This is a genomic window from Stenotrophomonas sp. 93052_Sma (assembly GCF_056481145.1).
In genome coordinates this window covers 127,409-144,959 of the sequence record NZ_CM151134.1, presented here as the reverse complement: position 1 = coordinate 144,959, position 17,551 = coordinate 127,409, and the positions used below count along the sequence as shown (strand labels likewise).

Here is a 17,551-nt window from a genome sequence, read left to right as displayed (position 1 = left end):
GCGGCCCGTCACTGCCCCTTCCACAGGTCCGGCAGGCCGGCGGTCTGCCACCAGCGCTTGGCCTCGGCATCCCAGCGCCAGCGCTCGACCACCACCACGGTGCGTTCGGCCTGGGTGTTCTGGTTGATCACCCCGATTTCGACCCGGCGCTCGACCAGGCCCCCGTCCAGCGCGGCGCTGCTGCGCTCGCGGTAGGACGACACGCGCAGCTGCGCGTAGCGGTTGAGCTCGAACTCGGTGGGCGGCTTTTCCTTGCGCAGCTTGGGGTCCAGATAGCCGATGGCATCGTCCATGCTGCCCCAGCGGATGGTGGCGCCGTAGGCGATCTGGGTCTCTTCCAGCAGCTTGCGCTGCTTGCGGCTCAGGTCGTCTGCCGAAGCCACGGCGCTGGCCAGCAGCAGGGAACACATCAGGAACTGGATGAGGCGGCGCATCGGTGGTTTCCCCAGAACGTCAGCCTGCCATCCTACCCTTTGGCGAAGGCAACGAAGCGACCGCTGAACTCGGCGGCGGGCTTGCCATCGGCACCGGGCTGGGTGGCGATGATGCTGATGCGGGCCTTGCGGCGCTGGCGGAAGGTGTTCAGGAAGGCATCCCAGCCAGTGGCCTCGGCCGCTTCGGCATGGGCGTGCAGGTCTTCGTAGACCGGTGCCAGGTAGCGCAGGTTGCTGTCGGCCACGTAGACCTCGGCATCGTGGCCGGCCAGGCGCAGGCGCAGGCTGACCAGTGCCCAGCCGGACAGGGTCAGCACCGAGGCCAGGCTGCCACCGAAGGCGTTGCCCTTGTCGTTGACGTTGGCGGCCAGCGGCGCGGTGATGCGCAGCACGCCATCGGCATAGCCGTCGAGCTGGATCTGCATGGCGCGGACCGCCGGCATGCAGTCAAGCACGTCCTGCAGGGCGGCCAGCGAGGAAGTCAGAGCATCAACGGACATCGGAGCAGGGACCACGACAACGAAGGGCCCGCATAATGCAGGCAATGGCCGACCATACGATACCCACTGGCGCCGCCGGTTCCGAACCGGGCTGGACCTTCATTTCGCTGCGACCGCAGGGCCAGAATTCCGCGCTGCGCCGCGCCGTTGCTGGGCTGGGCGGGCATGTGCTGGCCCTGCCACCCTGGCGCCTGCAGCGCCTGAACGGCACGCCAGTGGTGCACCAGCTGCAACGCGCGCTGAACTGCGATCGGGTGGTGTTCACCAGCCCGGCCGCCGTTACCGCAGCCGCCACCCTGTTGCCACTGGCCGAGGCACAACGCAGCCCGTGGCTGACCGTGGGCGAAGGCACCGCGCGCGCTGCGGGCGCAGGGTGTCGCCGAGGTGCATGCGCCGCAGCGGATGGACAGCGAGGGCCTGCTGGCGCTGCCGGTACTGGCGGACGTACGCGGCCTGCGCATCGGGCTGGTGACCGCCCCCGGCGGGCGCGGCCTGATTGCTGCGCAACTGCAGGCGGCCGGCGGCAGCATCGAGCGCGCCAATGTCTATCAGCGTCGCCTGCTGCGCCTGTCGCCACGCACGCTGGCTCGATTGGCGCATTCAGCGTATCCGTGGGTGCTGGCGGTCAGCAGTGGTGAGGCGTTGCTGCATTTCTGGCAGCAGCTTCCGCCGGCATTGCAGCAACGCTGTCAGGCACATGCCACCGCCGTCGTGGCCAGCGAACGGCTGGGCGAACAGGCGCACGCATTGGGGCTGCAGCGCGTGGTGCGCGCGGCCGGGCCCACCACCGCGCAGCTGGTGGCGGCTGCACACGCCACGCTCACCGTCCCGGCAGCGAACTGAACAGGGACGTGGGTCACGCTTGCCGCTGTGGTCGGCAACAGTGATGCTGTGCACAACGCGGCCTGCCGGAACCTGACCGGCGACGGTGCCGACAAGGAAGCCCCATGAACGAGACTCCGCCCGTTTCCCCGCCCCGTCGACCCGTGCGCTGGCTGCTGCCGCTGGCCGGGGTGGTCGTGCTTGGCGTGGGCGGCTATGCCGGCTGGTACGTCTGGCAGCAGCAACAAAACGAACAGGAAGCGCAGGCGCAGACCACGGCCGTACAGCTGCAGGGCCTGCAGGCGACGCTGGATGCATTGCGCCGCGACCAGCGCGCAACCAGCCAGCGCCTGCAGGATGCGGCGACCACCAACCGCGTGCTGCGCGACGAGATGCTGGGCCTTTCCCAGCGCAGTGCGCTGCTGGAAGAGAACCTGGCCAAGCTGGCCGACAGCGCCAACCAGGGCCGTCAGGCGGTACAGCGCGATGAGGCCGAGCTGCTGCTGACCCAGGCGGCGCAGCGCCTGAACTACGCCGACGACGTGGAAGGCGCACGCCGCTTGTATGCACAGGCCGCCACCGCGCTGGCCGATCTGCCCGACAGCGACGGCCTGAACCTGCGCCAGGCACTGGTACAGGAACGCGATGCACTGGATGCGCTGGGCACCGGCCCGCGCGTGCAATCGCTGCAACGCCTGGATGCCCTGGCCAAGGCCCTGCAGGGCCTGCCCTCGCAGGTGACGGGTAGCACCGCGCCCGGCGCCGGCAAGCCCTGGTGGCAGGCCACGCTGGCACCGTTCGTGGACATCACCCCGAGCCGCCAGAATGGCCCGCTGACCGCCGCCGAACGCCGCAATGCCGACGATGCGCTGCAGCTGGAACTGACCCTGGCGCGTGCCGCAATCGAACGTGGCGACCGCACCGGTCGCGATACCGCGTTGGCGCGCGTGGAACACTGGGCACAGCGGCGTTGGCCGGATTCACCGGCCCTGCGCGCGCAACGTGCTGAACTGGAGGCCTTGCGCGAGCTTCCGCTGCAGGCCAGCAACAGCGTTCTTGGCAGCACCCTGCAGCAACTGCGCACCCAGACCGACCGGAGGTAATCCCCCATGAAACCCCTGCAATCCCTGGTCGTGCTGTTGCTGGCGGTGGCCATTGGCGTGGTGGCCGCGCAATGGCTCGGCGCCGATGACCTCAACCGCTTCGGCGAAGTGACCCTGCGCTACGGCGGCTACGACTACCACAGCAACCTGCCCAAGGTGGCACTGCTGTCGGTGATCGCGGTGCTGGTGCTGTGGCTGCTGTGGAGCCTGATCGCTGCACCGTTCCGCGCCTGGGGCCGCTACCGCCGCAAGCAGGGGCGGGTGCGCCTGATCGACGGCCTGCAGGCCTATGAGCACGGCCAGTGGCAGCGTGCCGAAAAGCTGCTGGATGGTGCCGCCAAGGATCCGGAAGTGAGCGCGGTGGCGCTGGCCAATGCCGTGCGCAGTGCGCAGGCACGTGCCGACGGCCCCGCCGGTGAAGCCCTGCTGCAGCGCCTGGGCGAGAGCGATGCCACCCTGCAGGCGCTTCTGCGCGCCGAACAGCTGCTGGCGCGCGATCTACCGGTGGATGCGATCAACGCGTTGGATGTGGCGACGATCCAGCCGCTGCCGCCGCGCGGCCTGTGGCTGCGTACCGAAGCGCTGGCACAGGCCGGCCGCGCCCACGAGGCGTATGGCCAGCTGGGTGCACTGCGCCAGAGCAAGGTGCTGCCGGCCGACGCCAACAGCGAACTGGAAGCACGCCTGGCCGCACAGGCGCTGCTGGAAGCAGCCGACGTCAATGCGCTGGCCGCGCAGTGGGAAGCCACGCCGAAGGCGCTGCGGCCAACCCCGGACGTGGTGGGTGCGTATGCCAGCCGTGCGGTGGTCCTGAACTGGGATGAGCCGGCGTTGCTGGCGCTGGAACAGGCACTGGACCAGCGTTGGGATGACGAACTGGTGGCGCTGTATGGCCGCCTGCCGGCCGAGCGCCTGGCCACGCGCCAGGCCAACCTCGCGCGCTGGCGCAACGTGCACGACAGCTCGGCTGCGCTGCGCCTGGCACAGGGCCGCGTGGCCCTGGCCCAGCAGCAGTGGGATGCCGCCGATGCGTTCCTGCACGAGGCCATCGCCGCGGGCGCCGGTGCCCCGGCGTGGGAGGCACTGGGTGAGCTGTTCGCACAGCGTGGCGAGCACGCGCTGGCCGCGCAGTGCCTGGCCAATGCGCTGCGACTGCAGCGTGGCGAGGACAGCGTGGAACTGGTGCGCGGCACCGAAGCGCCGCTGCGTTCCACGGTGGAGGAGCAGCCGGTTACGGTGCAGCCGCCGGTGTATGACGCCAACGAAGAGCGCGACGAATTCGGCAATCCACGGTTGCCGTGAAGCGTGCCGACCAACGGTCGGCACCCACCGGAGCAGAAAAACGCCGCCCATTGGGCGGCGTTTTCATCTGTGGAACCCGGTAGTCGCCAACCTTGGTTGGCGCTCTGACATCTTCCGAACGATGACATCGCATGGCCGACCAAGGTCGGCATCTACCAAAGCAGATCCAACGCGCATTCCCGGTAGTCGCCAACCTTGGTTGGCGCGCGGTCGCAACGATCAGCGTTCGACGATCGCCACTACGCCCATGCCGCCGGCGGTGCAGATCGACACCAGCGCGGCCACCGCCGCGTTCGGCCAGCTGCTTGGCCGCGGTGGCGATCACGCGTGCGCCAGTCGCCGCGAACGGGTGGCCAGTGGCCAGCGACGAGCCCAGCAGGTTGATCTTGTCCGGGTCGATGCGACCCAGCGGTGCATCCAGGCCCAGGCGATTGCGGCAGTAATCCTCGCTCTCCCACGCACGCAGGGTGCACAGCACCTGCGCGGCGAAAGCTTCGTGGATCTCGTAGATGTCGAAGTCCTGCAGGGTCAGGCCGTTGCGCTTGAGCATCTCCGGCACGGCCACGGTCGGCGCCATCAGCAGGCCTTCGCCATGCACGAAGTCCACCGCCGAGACGTGCGCGTCACGCAGATAGGCCTGCGGCTCATGGCCGTGGGCACGCGCCCACTCTTCGCTGGCCAGCAGCACGGCGGCGGCGCCGTCGGTCAGCGGCGTGGAGTTGGCGGCGGTGAGCGTGCCGCGGCCGGAGACCTTGTCGAACGCCGGCTTCAGCGTGGCCAGCTTCTCCAGCGAAGTATCCGGGCGCAGGATGTTGTCACGCTCGACACCACGGAACGGTGCGATCAGGTCGTTGAAGAAACCGCGCTCATAGGCAGCAGCCAGCTTCTTGTGCGACGACACCGCCCACTCGTCCTGCGAGTCACGCGAGATGTTCCATTCCTTGGCCATGTCCTCGCAGTGGTCGCCCATGCTCTTGCCGGTGCGCGGCTCGGCCACGCCCGGGAACTCGGGCTTGAGCTCGGAGAACTTGAAGCCAGCGGTCAGCGCGCGGATCTTGTCGCCGGTGCTCTTGGCACGGTTGGCGGCCAGCAGGCGCGCGCGCAGCTTCTTGCCGTAGACGATCGGCACGTCGGAGGTGGTATCCGAACCGCCACCGATACCCGATTCGATCTGGCCGAGCGCAATCTTGTTGGCAACCGTGATGATGCTGTCCAGCGAGGTGCCGCAGGCGCGCTGCAGGGTGATGCCCGGGGTCAACGGCGACAGGCCGGAGGACAGCGTGGCTTCGCGGCCCAGGTTCCAGTCGCTGGAGTGCTTGATCACCGCACCCATCGCAACTTCACCCAGCTGCTGGCCGTGCAGGCCGAAACGTTCAACCAGCGCGCCCAGCGTACGGACCGACATGCCGAGGTTGCCGACATCCGAATACGCGGTGTTCTGGCGGCAGAACGGAATGCGGACGCCACCGAGGATGGCGACGGGACGAGCGTTGGGCATGGAGATACCTGGCATGGATGAGGGTGTCTGCAACATGGCCTGCACGACGGAGCAGGCATAATGGAGCCAAGTGTAGCTGCCGCCCTGTGATGGGCCAACCGTGGAACCATGAGCAAACCCGACCCCGCGATGAATGCCCTTGGCGTGCTGGCCCTGGAACTGGCCGGCGGCGAAATCCCCCGCCAGGCGGTGCTCAGCGCCGAACAGGCCGGTGAACTGGCCGATCGCGTCGGCCGCGACCTGTCCAAGCTGGTGCCGCAGGTGGCCGAGCTGGACCTGGTGTTCGCCGCCGCCCATTTCGACCCGGCCGAAGTACTGCGCCCGGGCTGGCCGATCCATCGCCGCCTGGAAGAACTGCAGATGCGTGCGCCGGGCCGCAACCAGGGCCCGCGCCTGCTGGCCTTCGGTACCGATGCCAACGGTGATGTGCCGCTGCCGTTCCAGGCCGATGCCAGCCTGGTGGGCGGTGGCCTGCGCGTGGTGCCGTTCCTGCTGACCGGCAGCGACGTGGTCACCACCAACGCGGTGGCCGAGGCGTTGGAAGACACGCTGCTGGCCAACGGCATGGCGCATGCCGACACCGCGTTGATGGCGCAGAACACCTTCGGTGCCCGCATCGAGCATGCGCGCTATTTCACCGTGAATGATCTGGCCGCGATGATGTCGATGCAGTACGACAACCAGGGCCTGGCCGCGCTGTGGCCGCTGATCGAGACCGCGATCATGGCGCCGGGCGAGGACGAGTGGCTCAATGCCGCGCCGGAGCCGCTGCTGCGCTATACCCATGGCGAGGCACGCATGGCGCTGTTCGATCCGGCCGGCTGGTGCGCGCACTACAACCACGGCAAGAACGACTGCGACCGCCTGAAGGGCATCTACGAGCAGTTCCTGATGCGCCAGCGGCAGATGGCCGCGGTGCTGGAAGCGCACGGCGTGCCGGTGCTGTTCGTGCATTGCGAGGCCGGGCAGGACCGCGCGAACTGCTGGCGCGCTGATGCGGGTGTTGGTAGTGCCGGCCGCTGGCCGGCAACATCCGGATCTGCGATTGCCGGCCAGCGGCCGGCACTACCTATAAAGAAAAACGCCGGCTTGCGCCGGCGTTTTCTGATGGCTTACTGCGCCTTCTGGATCACTGCGCAGGCCAGGCGCGCACCGGCGTTGCCGGTCGGCTGGGTCTTGTAGTCATCCGCATCGGCATGGACGATCAGGCCGCGGCCGATGATGTCGAAGTCATCACCCTTGCCGATGTTGACGTTGCTCGACACCGGGCCGTCGATGGTGGCCACGCCCTTGTCGTCGGCCTTGATGTTGGGCATGTCGCCACCGTGGTGCGGATCGGCGGACACGCTGCCGTGATCCTGCTTGCCCGGGTTGAAGTGGCCACCGGCGCTCATGCCGTCCGGCGCGCTGCAGTCGCCCTTCTCGTGGATGTGGAAGCCGTGCTCGCTGCCCGGCTTCAGGCCGCTGATCTGGCCGGTCACGTGGACCTTGCCGTCAACCACCTTGAAGGTGACGCTGCCCTTGGTCTCGTTGCCCTGGGTCGGCGCCAGCTCGGCCGTGGCCGAGGCATCGGCAGCCGGTGCAGGTGCTGCGGCCGGTTCGGCGGTGGCGCCGTCGGCCGGAGCGGCCGGCGCGGTTTCAGCCTGCGGCGCGGCCGGCTGCTGGTTGCAGGCCGCCAGGCCCAGTGCAGCAATGGCTGCGAACAGCGAAGTGTGGATCAAACGCATGGAATCTCTCCCTGGATGATGCCTGCAGTGATCAGCGGACAACCCGGATCACGCCACAGGCGATGCGGACGCCGGCATTGCCGGCGGGCTGGCTGCGATAGTCGTCGGCGTTGGCATGCACGACCAGTGCACGTCCGGCGATATCGGTGGCGGCGCCTCCGCCAAGGGTAACGCCCTTGAGGTGGATATCGACGTTGGCGCGGCCCTGGGCGTCGGCACGCAGATTGTCCATGTCGCCCAGGTGGTGCTTGCCGGTGCCGGCGCGGCCATGCGCAGCGCCACCGGGATTGAAGTGATTGCCGGCACTGCTGGCATCCACCGCGCTGCAGTCGCCGCGCTCGTGGATGTGGAAGCCGGCCTGCTGCATCGGCTGCAGGCCACCGATCAACCCGGTGATGTGGATGCCACCGGGCTCCACCATCAGCGCGATGCGGCCACTGACGATGCTGGCCGAGGCCGGCGACAGATTGGCCTCGGCCTGCTTGGCGGCGCTGACCACGGTCGGCGGTGGCGGGATGGGTTCGGCCTTCTTCGGCGCACTGCCACAGGCAGACAGCAGCGCGGCGGCGGACAACGGCAGGATGGCAAAGGACAGACGCATCGAAGACTCCTTGCAGGTGACACTACGGACGGCATCGTCCATGAACGATCAACGGTTCGGCAAGCGGGCGCGAGGATCGCGTGCAGGGACCGTTCAATGGCCCCCGCGACGGCGCCCGGCGCCCAGCTTGCGGGTAAGGGTATTGCGGCCAAGGCCCAGGCGGGCCGCGGCTTCGGCACGGCGGCCATGGGTGATCTGCAGCGCGGCCTCCAGCAGGGCATGGTCGACCCGCTCACGCACCTGCGCGTGCAGCCCTTCCACGCCTTCGGCCAGCTGACGGCGTGCCCATTCGGCCAGCAGCGCCTCCCACTGCCCCGGATCGGCGTTGGTGGTGCTGCTGCGACGACCGCGCGTACGGTTGAGCGCGGTATCGACGTCGGCCACGCCAATGGTGTCAGCGGCGGCCAGCGCCGCCATCCGCCAGCACACGTTTTCCAGTTCGCGCACGTTGCCCGGCCAGTCGTGTTCGCGCAGCGCCTGCAGTGCGGCAGCGGTCAGGCGCTTCGGCGGCGTATCCAGCTTGCGTGCGGCGGCGCCCAGGAACGTACTTGCCAGTTGTGCGATGTCCTCGCGACGCTCGCGCAGCGGTGGCAGCTGCAGGCGCACCACGTCCAGGCGATGCAGCAGATCGGCACGGAACTTCCCCTGCGCGACCAGTCCTTCCAGATCCTGGTGGGTGGCGGCAATCACCCGCACGTCGACGCGGATCAACTCGCGGCCGCCGACGCGGAAGAACTCGCCCTGTGCCAGCACGCGCAACAGACGGGTCTGCAGCGGCAACGGCATATCGCCTATTTCATCGAGGAACAGCGTGCCGCCGTTGGCCTGCTCGAAGCGGCCGATATGGCGGCGCTGGGCACCGGTGAAGGCGCCGGCTTCGTGGCCGAACAACTCGCTTTCCAGCAGCTCGGACGGGATTGCAGCAGTATTGAGCGCGACGAACGGCCCCTGCGCGCGCGGCGATTCGCGGTGCAGCGCATTGGCCACCAGCTCCTTGCCGGTGCCGGTTTCGCCGGTGATCAGCACCGCCAGCGGTGCCTGCGCCAGGCGGCCGATGGCACGGAACAGCGCGCATCGGCGGGGTATCGCCCACCAGTTGCGGCGGCTGGTCGCCATGCGCTTCCGCCGCAGGTGTGGGCGCCGCCAGTGCCGGTGCAACGGCCGGCAGCACACGCTGCGCCAGCGCCACGGCGTCGTCCAGATCGAACGGCTTGGACAGGAATTCATGCGCGCCACCGCGGAACGCACCGGCCGTGCTGGCCACGTCGGTGTAGGCCGACATCACCACCACCGGCAGCTGCGGCAGCGCGGCCTTGAGCTTGTCCAACAGCACCAGGCCATCGTCACCCGGCATGCGCACATCGGTGAACAGCAGCGCCGGCGGCGGGCCTTCGCTCAACGCCTGCAGGGCGGGGGCGGCGCTGTCGAAATCGACGACCTGGTAGCCCGCCTCGCGCAGCGCGGTGCACAGCACGAAACGCACGGCCCGATCGTCATCGACCACCCAGATGCGCTGCGGGGACGAAGAGGACTCAGACATCGCGTGGGGCCTCCTCGGCCGGGGCGGCGCCGTTGCCGATCGGCAGCAGCAGGGTGAACACGGTATGGCCCGGGCGCGAGCGGTAGGTCAGTGTGCCGCGATGTTCGCGTGCGACCTGCTGCGCCAGCGCCAGGCCCAGGCCAGTGCCTTCGGCGCGACCACTGACCAGCGGCAGGAACAGATGCTCGGCCAGCTCCTCGGGCACGCCACGGCCGTCGTCGGCGATTTCCAGGCGCAGCGCCAGCGTGTGCAGCTGCTCGGCGATGCGTACACCGTGTTCTACGCGGGTACGCAGGGTGATGTTGCCGGCGCCGGCCTGGATCGCGTTGCGCACCAGGTTCCACACCGCCTGGGTGAGACGGTCGGCGTCGCCGTGGAATTCGGGAATGCTGGGGTCGTAGTCGCGCTGCAGGCGTACCGCCCAGCCGGCCTCGTTCTCGGCCAGGCGCAGCACGCGCTCCAGCGCGGCATGGATGTTCAGTTCGGCATGCGGTGCGGCCGGGGCCGGCGACAGCAGCTGGTCGAGCAGGCCGTTGAGGCGTTCGATCTCCGAGCCGATCAGCTCGATCAGCTCGCGTTCGCTGGCATCGCGTTGGGCCGCGCGGCGGGCCAGCAGCTGGGCCGCGCCCTTCAACCCGGCCAGTGGGTTGCGCAGCTCGTGGGCCAGTCCCTTCAGCGCCGCACTGAGCGCGCTGGGCAGGGCCTGGGTCGGGTCGAGCCCGGGGAATTCATCGACCGGATGCGCCTCCAGCAGCCAGCCGCCATCGTCGCGGCGGCTCATCCAGCCCTCGGCGAAGCGCGGCGCCTCGCCGGGCACCGCCAGCGCCAACCGGTTCAGGCGCAGGCTGTCGCGCTCATCGCGGGCCAGGAAATGGGCCAGTGCCTCGCCCTGCACTTCCAGTGCGGCCAGCGGCCGCCCCAGCAGGCGCCGGACGCTGACGCCCAGCCAGCGGGCGAAGGCCGGGTTGCAGCCGGCAATGCAGCCATCGGCCCCGGCCCAGGCCAACGGCGTGCCCAGGGCATCGAGGGACGGCGGGGGTGCGGGGTCGGACATTGCACCAATGTAGTGCAAAACGCGGGTCCGGGGTCGGATCCCTTTCCGTCAGGAAAGGGCCCTGACCACTGCCGCAGGGCGAGCAAGCTCGCCCACTACCGGATACGTGAGCGGGTCACAGTTTCATATTGAGGCCGACGAACACGCTACGGCCAGGGGCCGGCGAAAACATCGGGCGAGCGCTGTCCCAGAAGAAGCTGTCGTACCAGGCGTAGGCGTACTGGCGTCCGGTAACGTTCTTCAGCTGCAGGTCCACGCTCCAGCGTGGGTTGATCTGGTAGGCCGCGCTGAGGTCGAGCACGGCAAAGCCACCGAACTTTCCGGCCACATTGCGCTCCTCAAGGTAGTAGTCGCCCTGCGCGCGTGCCTGCAGGCCGAGGCGAAGCGCGTCGCTGGCGCGGTAATCCGCCCCCAGGTTGCTGATGTATCGCGGGGTGGCGGCCACTTCGCGGCCCTGCAGGGAAATGCTGGCGTCGCGGTCGTCGCGGGTGATCTTCGCTTCCTGGTAGGCGTGCGACGCCCATACCGTCCAGTCGTCGCCCAGCTGCAGGCTCAACTGCGCATCCACGCCGCGTCGGCGGGTCTTGCCCAAGGTGACCGTGGTACCGGTGGCCGGCATGTTGGACACCTCGTTTTCCGCATCCTGCTGCCATACCGCCAGACGTGCCTGGCTGCCCGCGAACGGCTGGAACTTCAGGCCCAGCTCCATGCCGGTGTTGGTGGACGGATGCATCGGCGCCTGGCCCGGGGCGAGGTAAGCCGGCGCGGTGGATCCAGTGAGCACCTGGAAGGTGCGGCCCCAGTTTGCGTAGACGTGGGTGTTCTCGCCCAGGCTGTGGATGACGCTCAGTTTGGGCTGGCCGATGCTGCCGTAATCCTGCAGCCGAGCGCTGAGGCCGTTCATCAGGTGGGTACGGCCACTGAAGCGGTCCACACGGTAGGCCGGCACGATCTTCCACGCCTCGACGGGCTGGTAGATGGCCTGCACGTAGGCGCCCCAATTGTCGAAGCTGTGGGGGTCGTTGTTCTGCACCCGTGCCGGGGCACGGCTGAAGTCGGTGGGTTCGGCGTAGGCGTAGCGATCGCGGAGGTAGCTGTTGTCCTGCTGCTCGTAGTTCAAGCCGCCCTCGACGGTAAGCGCGGGGCTGGCCTGCCAGGTGAGCGTGCTGAGCAGACCGGTCTGCCGCTCATCCCACACGCGGCGCTGGCGCGGCAGGTTGCCGGTGGGCAGGTCGCTGAAGGTCACGCGGCGGTCGTCTTCGTAGCGGTTGTAATAGAGCCGCGTGCCGAAGGTGAGCCTCTCGGACAGTTTCATATCCAGGTGCGCGGCAATCTGGCGCATGTCGCGGTCATCGCCATCGTTGCCGTTGCGCAGGTCGCTGCCGCGGCGATGCGTGCGCAGTTCGTCGGCGGTCATGAAGCCGGGTTCTTCGGCTTCGTGGTGGTACGCACGCGCGGTCAGGCCCACGCGCAGGCCCTCGTCCAGCGAGCCGTAGAACCACTTGCCGCCCAGCGAATATTTCTTCGAGGTGTCGTGGTCGCGGTAGCCATCGCTGGCCTGGGTGCCGACGAAATAGTTCTGTGCGACGCCATTGGCTTCACGGCCTACCGCCAGCTGCGCATCACGGGTGTTGTAGCTGCCGTAGGCCAGCCGCGCATCGGTATAGCTGCCGCCCTGGCGCGTGCCGAAGTTCACGTTGCCGCCGATGTTGTGCAAGCCATAGCGCGGATCGTTGGTACCGCGCACTACTTCGATGTAGCTGATTTCCAGCGGGAACAGCATGTCGATGAAGCGCTGGTTGCCGCTGTTGACGTTGCTGGGGATGCCATCGATCAGCGTCTTGATGGCATTGAGGTAGCCCTCACCGTTGAAGGCGCGGAAGCTGACCTTGCCCGATTCGGCACCCTGCCGGGTTTCGGTGAGCTGGATGCCGGGCATCTGCCCGAGCAGTTCCCAGCTGTGCGAGACGTTTCGGTCTTCGATCTGGTCCGCGCCCAGCACGTCCACCGAGGTCAGCACCTGGTGCGCGCTCAGCTGGCCCTCCCCGTGCTGGTGTACCTGCACCCTGCCGAGGGTGAGTGCGGCGTCGGCCGATTGTGCGAGTGCTTCAGGGGCGAACGGAGCCGCCGCGAGGGTGGCCACCAGCGTGGAGGTTTTCATGGGGGTGGACGGGCGCAGATGAAATGTAATTATATAACATTACATGCGTCTGCCATGTGGAGTCGAGCCATGCTCGACTCTACAAAAACGGGGTGGAGCGGTGGCTTACACCGGGTAGCCGGTAGCTTCCCGAGCCTTCTTCCAGGCACTTTCGAATTCGCGCGCGGAGATTTCGTCGTCTTCGTCGAAATCCAAGAACGACACCGGCTGGTCGGCCAGCAGGAAGCGGTCATCGCTGTGGGCATGCTCGTCGGCCCAGACCATCCTGGTGCCGTAGATCTCCACCTGGCGCACGATCTTCTCGCCACGGGCTTCCATCAGCACGTTGCCCTTGCCCAGGCCCGATTCGGCCCAGTGCTTGTAGTACTTCTTTGCGGCGGATTTCGCGCCGGGTTTTGCGTTGTGCTTTGCGTAGGTCATTGCAGAGGTCCTGGCCGCAGGCGCGGCCGGAAAGTTCGGAATGGCGCCATTATCGCCCGACCTCGCAGCGCGCAGGTGAGTGCTTCACCGGGCCGACGCAGGCAGCGCCACGCCCTTCGGCCACAGCATCCAGATGTTGCCCTTCTGCTTCATGTCGCCGGCCAGCTTGCCTGCGGCATCGCCACTGCCCCAGTACAGGTCCGCGCGCACTTCGCCGGCAATGGCGCCGCCGGTGTCCTGCGCGGCCACCGGGCGCACCACCGGGGTGCCGTCCGGGCGCGTGGTGGACAGCCACAGCAGGCTGCCCAGCGGCACCACGGTGCGATCCACCGCCACGCTGTAACCAGCGGTGAGCGGCACGTTCAGTGAACCGCGTGGACCCTCCGGGCTGTCCGGGTTGCGCACGAAGAACACGTAGCTGGGGTTGCTGCGCAGCAGTTCCGGCACGCGCGCAGGATGGGCCCGGGCCCAGGCGCGGATCGCGTCCATGGTGACGTCTTCTTTCTTCAGCTGGCCCTGGTCGACCAGCCAGCGACCGATCGCGCGGTAGGGGTGGCCGTTCTGTTCCGCATAGGCCAGCCGCACCTGCGTGCCATCGGGCAGGCTCACCCGGCCCGACCCTTGGATCTGCAGCAGCTGCAGGTCCATCGGGTCGGTCAGCCAGGCCAGTACCGGCGCCTTGGCGCCCTTGGCCGCGATGGTGCCGGCGTCGTCATAGGGCTTGAGCACCTTGCCCTCGACGCGCCCGCGCAGGCGCTTGCCCTTCAATTCCGGGTAGACGCTGTCCAGCTGCACCACCACCAGATCATCGGGCGTGCCGTACACCGGTACAGTGGCAGCAGCCGTGCGGGTGAGGCTACCGGGGTAGATCGGCTCGTAGTAGCCGGTAATCAGCCCGTCGGCCTGGTGGCCGCCGGCACGCAATGCATAGACATCCAAATCGCGCTGCAGGAACTGGCGGATCGCCGCCGGGTCCTTGTCCGAAACCGTCGCGGCGGTGGCGCAGGGTTTGGCCCAGACCGCATCGTTCTTCAGGCGGGTGCAGCTGCTGCGCCAGGCGACGAAACCGGCCTGCAGGTCGCTGTCGGAGACCGGCGGCAGTGCACTCCATGCGGCCTTGGCATAGGTGGCCGCGGGCGGCGTGACCGGCGTCGGCACTGCGGTTCCGGTGCGGGGAGCGCTGGTGGAGCAGCCGGCGAGCACGGCCGCTGCCAGCAGGATGCAGTGCTTGCGCTTGAAGAAGGTGGCGGAATCGATCATGCCGCCATGGTGGAGTGCCGGCCGCTGGGCGGCAACCCAGCGCGGGGCCAAGCGTTCATGCGCCGGCTCACGGCGTCTGCAGCAGCAGGGAATGCAGGATGCGGGCGTCTTCGGCATCCAGTGTCTTCGGCAGGTCGTCGCGGCCACGGAAACGGCGGTGGAAGGCAGCGACGGCGGCGTCCCGGTTGTCGAGCGGATAGCCGAAGCGGGCCAGCGCACTCCACGCGTCAAAGCCTTCCGGCGCCGCACCGTCGACAGCGCGCGGCCAGACGCCGAATCCAGCCTCGGCCAGCTGCTGCCACGGGAAAAAGCGGCTCGGGTCCTGCTTGCGTGTCGGCGCCAGGTCGGCATGGCCGATCACCTGCCGCGGCGGAATGTTCAGGCGGGTGGTGAGATCGCGCAGCAGCACGATCAGCGATTCGATCTGCGCCGCACTGAACGGGCTGCGGCCGTCGTTGTCGAGCTCGATGCCGATCGATGCCGAGTTGAGGTCGGTGATGGTGCCCCAACGCCCGGCGCCGGCGTGCCAGGCGCGGCGCTCATCGGCAACCAACTGATAGCGATGGCCATCGGCACCGATCAGGTAGTGCGCGCTGACCGGTCCACCGCTGTTGGCCGTGCGCAACGTACGCAGGCTCTGCTGCACTGACTTCTGCTCGGTGTGATGGATGACGATGATGACGGGCGTGCGCGCGTTCTGGTTCGGCGACGGCACCCAGGTGGCGAGCGGGTTGCGGGTTTCCTGCGGCGCGGAGGCACAGGCGGCCAGCAGCAGGCAGGCCGAGAGCATCAGGGCAGTGCGGATCGGGTGCATGGCCTGATTGTGCGCGATCAGGCGCGATGATGCATGTCACAAGGAGATTCTGTAGGTCCACGCCAGGCGTGGATGCGCCACTCCGGCTGTGCCGACCAACGGTCGGCACCCACCAGAGCAGACCCAGACCCCGTGCCAAGCAAGCTTGGCACCTACCAGAACGAGGACAGTGGAAGTGCCGACCAATGGTCGGCACCCACAACATCAATGCAATAGCTCTGCCGCTACTTCAGGCGTCGTAGGCGGATTCGCCGTGCGAAGTCACATCCAGGCCGGTGCGCTCTGCTTCCTCGGTCACGCGCAGGCCAACCACGCTGCGCACCACCAGCAGGATCAGCGTGGTCACCACCGCCGACCACACCACGGTGAGGCCGACGCTGACCACCTGCACCCAGACCTGGTGCGCGATATCCAGATCCGCCTTGGTACCACCCAGCGACTGTGCACTGAACACACCGGTAAGGATCGCGCCGACGATGCCGCCGACACCATGCACACCGAACACGTCGGCGGTGTCGTCCACCTTCAGCAGGCGCTTCAAACCGGTCACACCCCACACGCAGACCACGCCGGCGACGAAGCCGATGATGATCGCGCCGAGCGGGCCGACGGTGCCGCAGGCCGGCGTGATGCCGACCAGGCCGGCCACTGCGCCCGAGGCCGCGCCCAGTGCCGACGGCTTGCCCTTGCTGATCGCTTCCACCAGCGTCCAACCGAGTACGGCAGCGGCCGTGGCCAGCACGGTATTGAGGAAGGCCAGCGAGGCGACGGTATCGGCGGCAGCGGCGGAACCCGCGTTGAAGCCGAACCAGCCGACCCACAGCAGCATCGCGCCGATATAGGTAAACGGCACGTTGTGCGGCTTCAGCGCAGTCTGGCCATAGCCCAGGCGCTTGCCGACGAACCACGCGGCGACCAGACCGGCCACACCGGCGTTGATGTGGACCACGGTGCCACCGGCGAAATCGATCGCGCCCATCTCACCCAGGTAGCCGCCACCCCAGACGATGTGCGCCATCGGGATGTAGCTGAGGGTGAACCACAGCGCCGAGAACAGCAGCACCGCACGGAACTTGATGCGCTCGGCGAACGCGCCGACGATCAGCGCGGTGGTGATGCCAGCAAACGTCGACTGGAAGGCGACGAACAGGTAGTCCGGCAGGCCCTTGATCGGGGTGTTGCCGACCGACTCCGGAGTGAAGCCCTTGAGGAAGGCGAATTCGGTGAACGAGCCGAAGAACGGATTGCCGGCGCTGAACACCGCGCTGTAGCCATACGCCACCCACAGCAGCAGCACCAGCGAGAACACCACCAGGATCTGGCTGAGCACCGACAGCACGTTCTTCGAACGCACCAAGCCGCCGTAGAACAAGGCCAGGCCCGGCACCACCATCAGCAGCACCAGCAGGGTGGACGTCAGCATCCAGGCCACGTCGCCATGGTCGTAGGTCGCGGCGGCTTCAGCCGCGGCCGGTGCGGCGGCCGCAGCGACCGGATCCTGCAGCGGTTCGACCGCCACGCTTTCGCTCGGCAGCGGCGAGATCTGGGCCTGAGCGTGGGCACTGCCCGGCCAGGCACCCGCAGCCAGCGCACTCAGCAGCATCAACAGGCACACGATATGGAACCGGGCTTGCCACCCGGTGAGAAGGCGCATCTTCATGGGGGAGTCTCCGGAAGGGGGTTACAGCGCGTCGGCACCGATTTCGCCGGTGCGGATGCGGATGACCTGTTCGACGGCGGTGACGAAGATCTTGCCGTCACCGATCTTGCCGGTGCCTGCCGACGATTGGATCGCTTCGATCACCGCATCGGCACGCTCGTCGGTGACTACGGTTTCGATCTTGATCTTGGGCAGGAAATCGACGACGTACTCGGCGCCGCGATACAGCTCGGTGTGGCCCTTCTGGCGGCCGAAGCCTTTCACTTCGGTCACGGTAATGCCCGACACGCCTGCGTCGGAGAGGGCCTCGCGGACCTCGTCGAGCTTGAACGGCCGGATGATGGCGGAGATCAGTTTCATGCGCATGTCCCGAGGGTGGATGGGGCCAGCGCGCCAGCGCGCGTTGGCATCAGGCAACCAGCGGCCATCAGGATGATGGCCGTGGCTGTTGCACCGGACACGTACAGGGCCGGGACGGCCGTGCCTCTCTCCTTGCACGACCGACGCGGGAGGGAGGGCGGCCCTGGTCGCGTATCCGGTCTCTCTTGCCCCTGTTTCAGCGGACCAACAGTCCGCTCTACTGCAGCGGGCCAGCGGCCCGCTCTACCACGGCGGGCCAGCGGCCCGCTCTGCCACGGCGGGTCGGGGTCCGCTC

The 17,551-nt window shown here is 68.1% G+C and carries 13 protein-coding genes and 4 pseudogenes; 4 read left to right on the top strand and 13 right to left on the bottom strand.

Going from position 1 to position 17,551, the window contains the following annotated elements:
* Positions 1–8: 8 nt before the first annotated feature.
* Positions 9–434 carry a hypothetical protein gene (locus ACZK2V_RS00625; RefSeq protein ID WP_049423133.1) on the bottom strand — a complete coding sequence of 142 codons (426 nt, stop codon included), beginning with the start codon at positions 432–434 and terminating at the stop codon, positions 9–11.
* A gap of 32 nt (positions 435–466) precedes the next feature.
* Entirely contained in the window at positions 467–934 is a 468-nt protein-coding gene (locus ACZK2V_RS00620; protein WP_005407593.1) for a YiiD C-terminal domain-containing protein, read from the bottom strand.
* A 35-nt stretch (positions 935–969) separates the two neighbouring features.
* Here ACZK2V_RS00620 and ACZK2V_RS00615 point away from each other — a divergent pair.
* The 3 genes and pseudogenes from ACZK2V_RS00615 to ACZK2V_RS00605 all read left to right on the top strand — a co-directional run bounded on the left by ACZK2V_RS00615 (position 970) and on the right by ACZK2V_RS00605 (position 4,161).
* Positions 970–1,777: pseudogene (locus tag ACZK2V_RS00615) on the top strand (uroporphyrinogen-III synthase).
* Between the two features lie 104 nt (positions 1,778–1,881).
* A complete protein-coding gene (locus ACZK2V_RS00610) occupies positions 1,882–2,859 on the top strand; it encodes a uroporphyrinogen-III C-methyltransferase (RefSeq protein WP_049423137.1) in 978 nt (325 codons plus the stop codon).
* A gap of 6 nt (positions 2,860–2,865) precedes the next feature.
* Entirely contained in the window at positions 2,866–4,161 is a 1,296-nt protein-coding gene (locus tag ACZK2V_RS00605) for a heme biosynthesis HemY N-terminal domain-containing protein (RefSeq protein ID WP_201117802.1), read from the top strand.
* 219 nt (positions 4,162–4,380) lie between these two features.
* Here the strand turns inward: ACZK2V_RS00605 and ACZK2V_RS00600 are convergent.
* Positions 4,381–5,674: pseudogene (locus ACZK2V_RS00600) on the bottom strand (acetyl-CoA C-acetyltransferase).
* A gap of 93 nt (positions 5,675–5,767) precedes the next feature.
* On the opposite strand from ACZK2V_RS00600, the pseudogene ACZK2V_RS00595 reads away from it, so the two are divergent.
* Positions 5,768–6,654 (top strand): annotated as a pseudogene (locus tag ACZK2V_RS00595) (hypothetical protein).
* Between the two features lie 117 nt (positions 6,655–6,771).
* Here ACZK2V_RS00595 and ACZK2V_RS00590 read toward each other — a convergent pair.
* The 10 genes and pseudogenes from ACZK2V_RS00590 to ACZK2V_RS00545 all read right to left on the bottom strand — a co-directional run bounded on the left by ACZK2V_RS00590 (position 6,772) and on the right by ACZK2V_RS00545 (position 17,256).
* On the bottom strand, positions 6,772–7,386 hold the full coding sequence (locus tag ACZK2V_RS00590; RefSeq protein WP_049462224.1) for a superoxide dismutase family protein: 615 nt from the start codon (positions 7,384–7,386) through the stop codon (positions 6,772–6,774).
* Between the two features lie 31 nt (positions 7,387–7,417).
* The gene (locus tag ACZK2V_RS00585) at positions 7,418–7,987 is read right to left on the bottom strand and encodes a superoxide dismutase family protein (protein ID WP_071228810.1); all 570 of its coding nucleotides are present in this window, start codon (positions 7,985–7,987) and stop codon (positions 7,418–7,420) included.
* Positions 7,988–8,080: 93 nt separating this feature from the next.
* Positions 8,081–9,527: pseudogene (ntrC, locus tag ACZK2V_RS00580) on the bottom strand (nitrogen regulation protein NR(I)).
* Positions 9,520–10,581, bottom strand: coding sequence for a two-component system sensor histidine kinase NtrB (locus ACZK2V_RS00575; RefSeq protein WP_132808743.1), 1,062 nt, complete (start codon positions 10,579–10,581; stop codon positions 9,520–9,522). Before ACZK2V_RS00575 ends, ntrC begins: the two are co-directional and overlap by 8 nt.
* A gap of 115 nt (positions 10,582–10,696) precedes the next feature.
* The gene (locus tag ACZK2V_RS00570) at positions 10,697–12,742 is read right to left on the bottom strand and encodes a TonB-dependent receptor (protein WP_486322894.1); all 2,046 of its coding nucleotides are present in this window, start codon (positions 12,740–12,742) and stop codon (positions 10,697–10,699) included.
* Positions 12,743–12,847: 105 nt separating this feature from the next.
* Positions 12,848–13,162 carry a hypothetical protein gene (locus tag ACZK2V_RS00565; RefSeq protein ID WP_049423150.1) on the bottom strand — a complete coding sequence of 105 codons (315 nt, stop codon included), beginning with the start codon at positions 13,160–13,162 and terminating at the stop codon, positions 12,848–12,850.
* Positions 13,163–13,246: 84 nt separating this feature from the next.
* On the bottom strand, positions 13,247–14,422 hold the full coding sequence (gene mltA, locus ACZK2V_RS00560; protein ID WP_486322893.1) for a murein transglycosylase A: 1,176 nt from the start codon (positions 14,420–14,422) through the stop codon (positions 13,247–13,249).
* Positions 14,423–14,489: 67 nt separating this feature from the next.
* A complete protein-coding gene (locus ACZK2V_RS00555; protein ID WP_486322892.1) occupies positions 14,490–15,236 on the bottom strand; it encodes an N-acetylmuramoyl-L-alanine amidase in 747 nt (248 codons plus the stop codon).
* Between the two features lie 229 nt (positions 15,237–15,465).
* Positions 15,466–16,896, bottom strand: a complete 1,431-nt coding sequence (locus tag ACZK2V_RS00550; protein WP_049423160.1) for an ammonium transporter — start codon at positions 16,894–16,896, stop codon at positions 15,466–15,468.
* A 21-nt stretch (positions 16,897–16,917) separates the two neighbouring features.
* Positions 16,918–17,256 carry a P-II family nitrogen regulator gene (locus ACZK2V_RS00545; protein ID WP_004134334.1) on the bottom strand — a complete coding sequence of 113 codons (339 nt, stop codon included), beginning with the start codon at positions 17,254–17,256 and terminating at the stop codon, positions 16,918–16,920.
* Positions 17,257–17,551 lie beyond the last annotated feature (295 nt).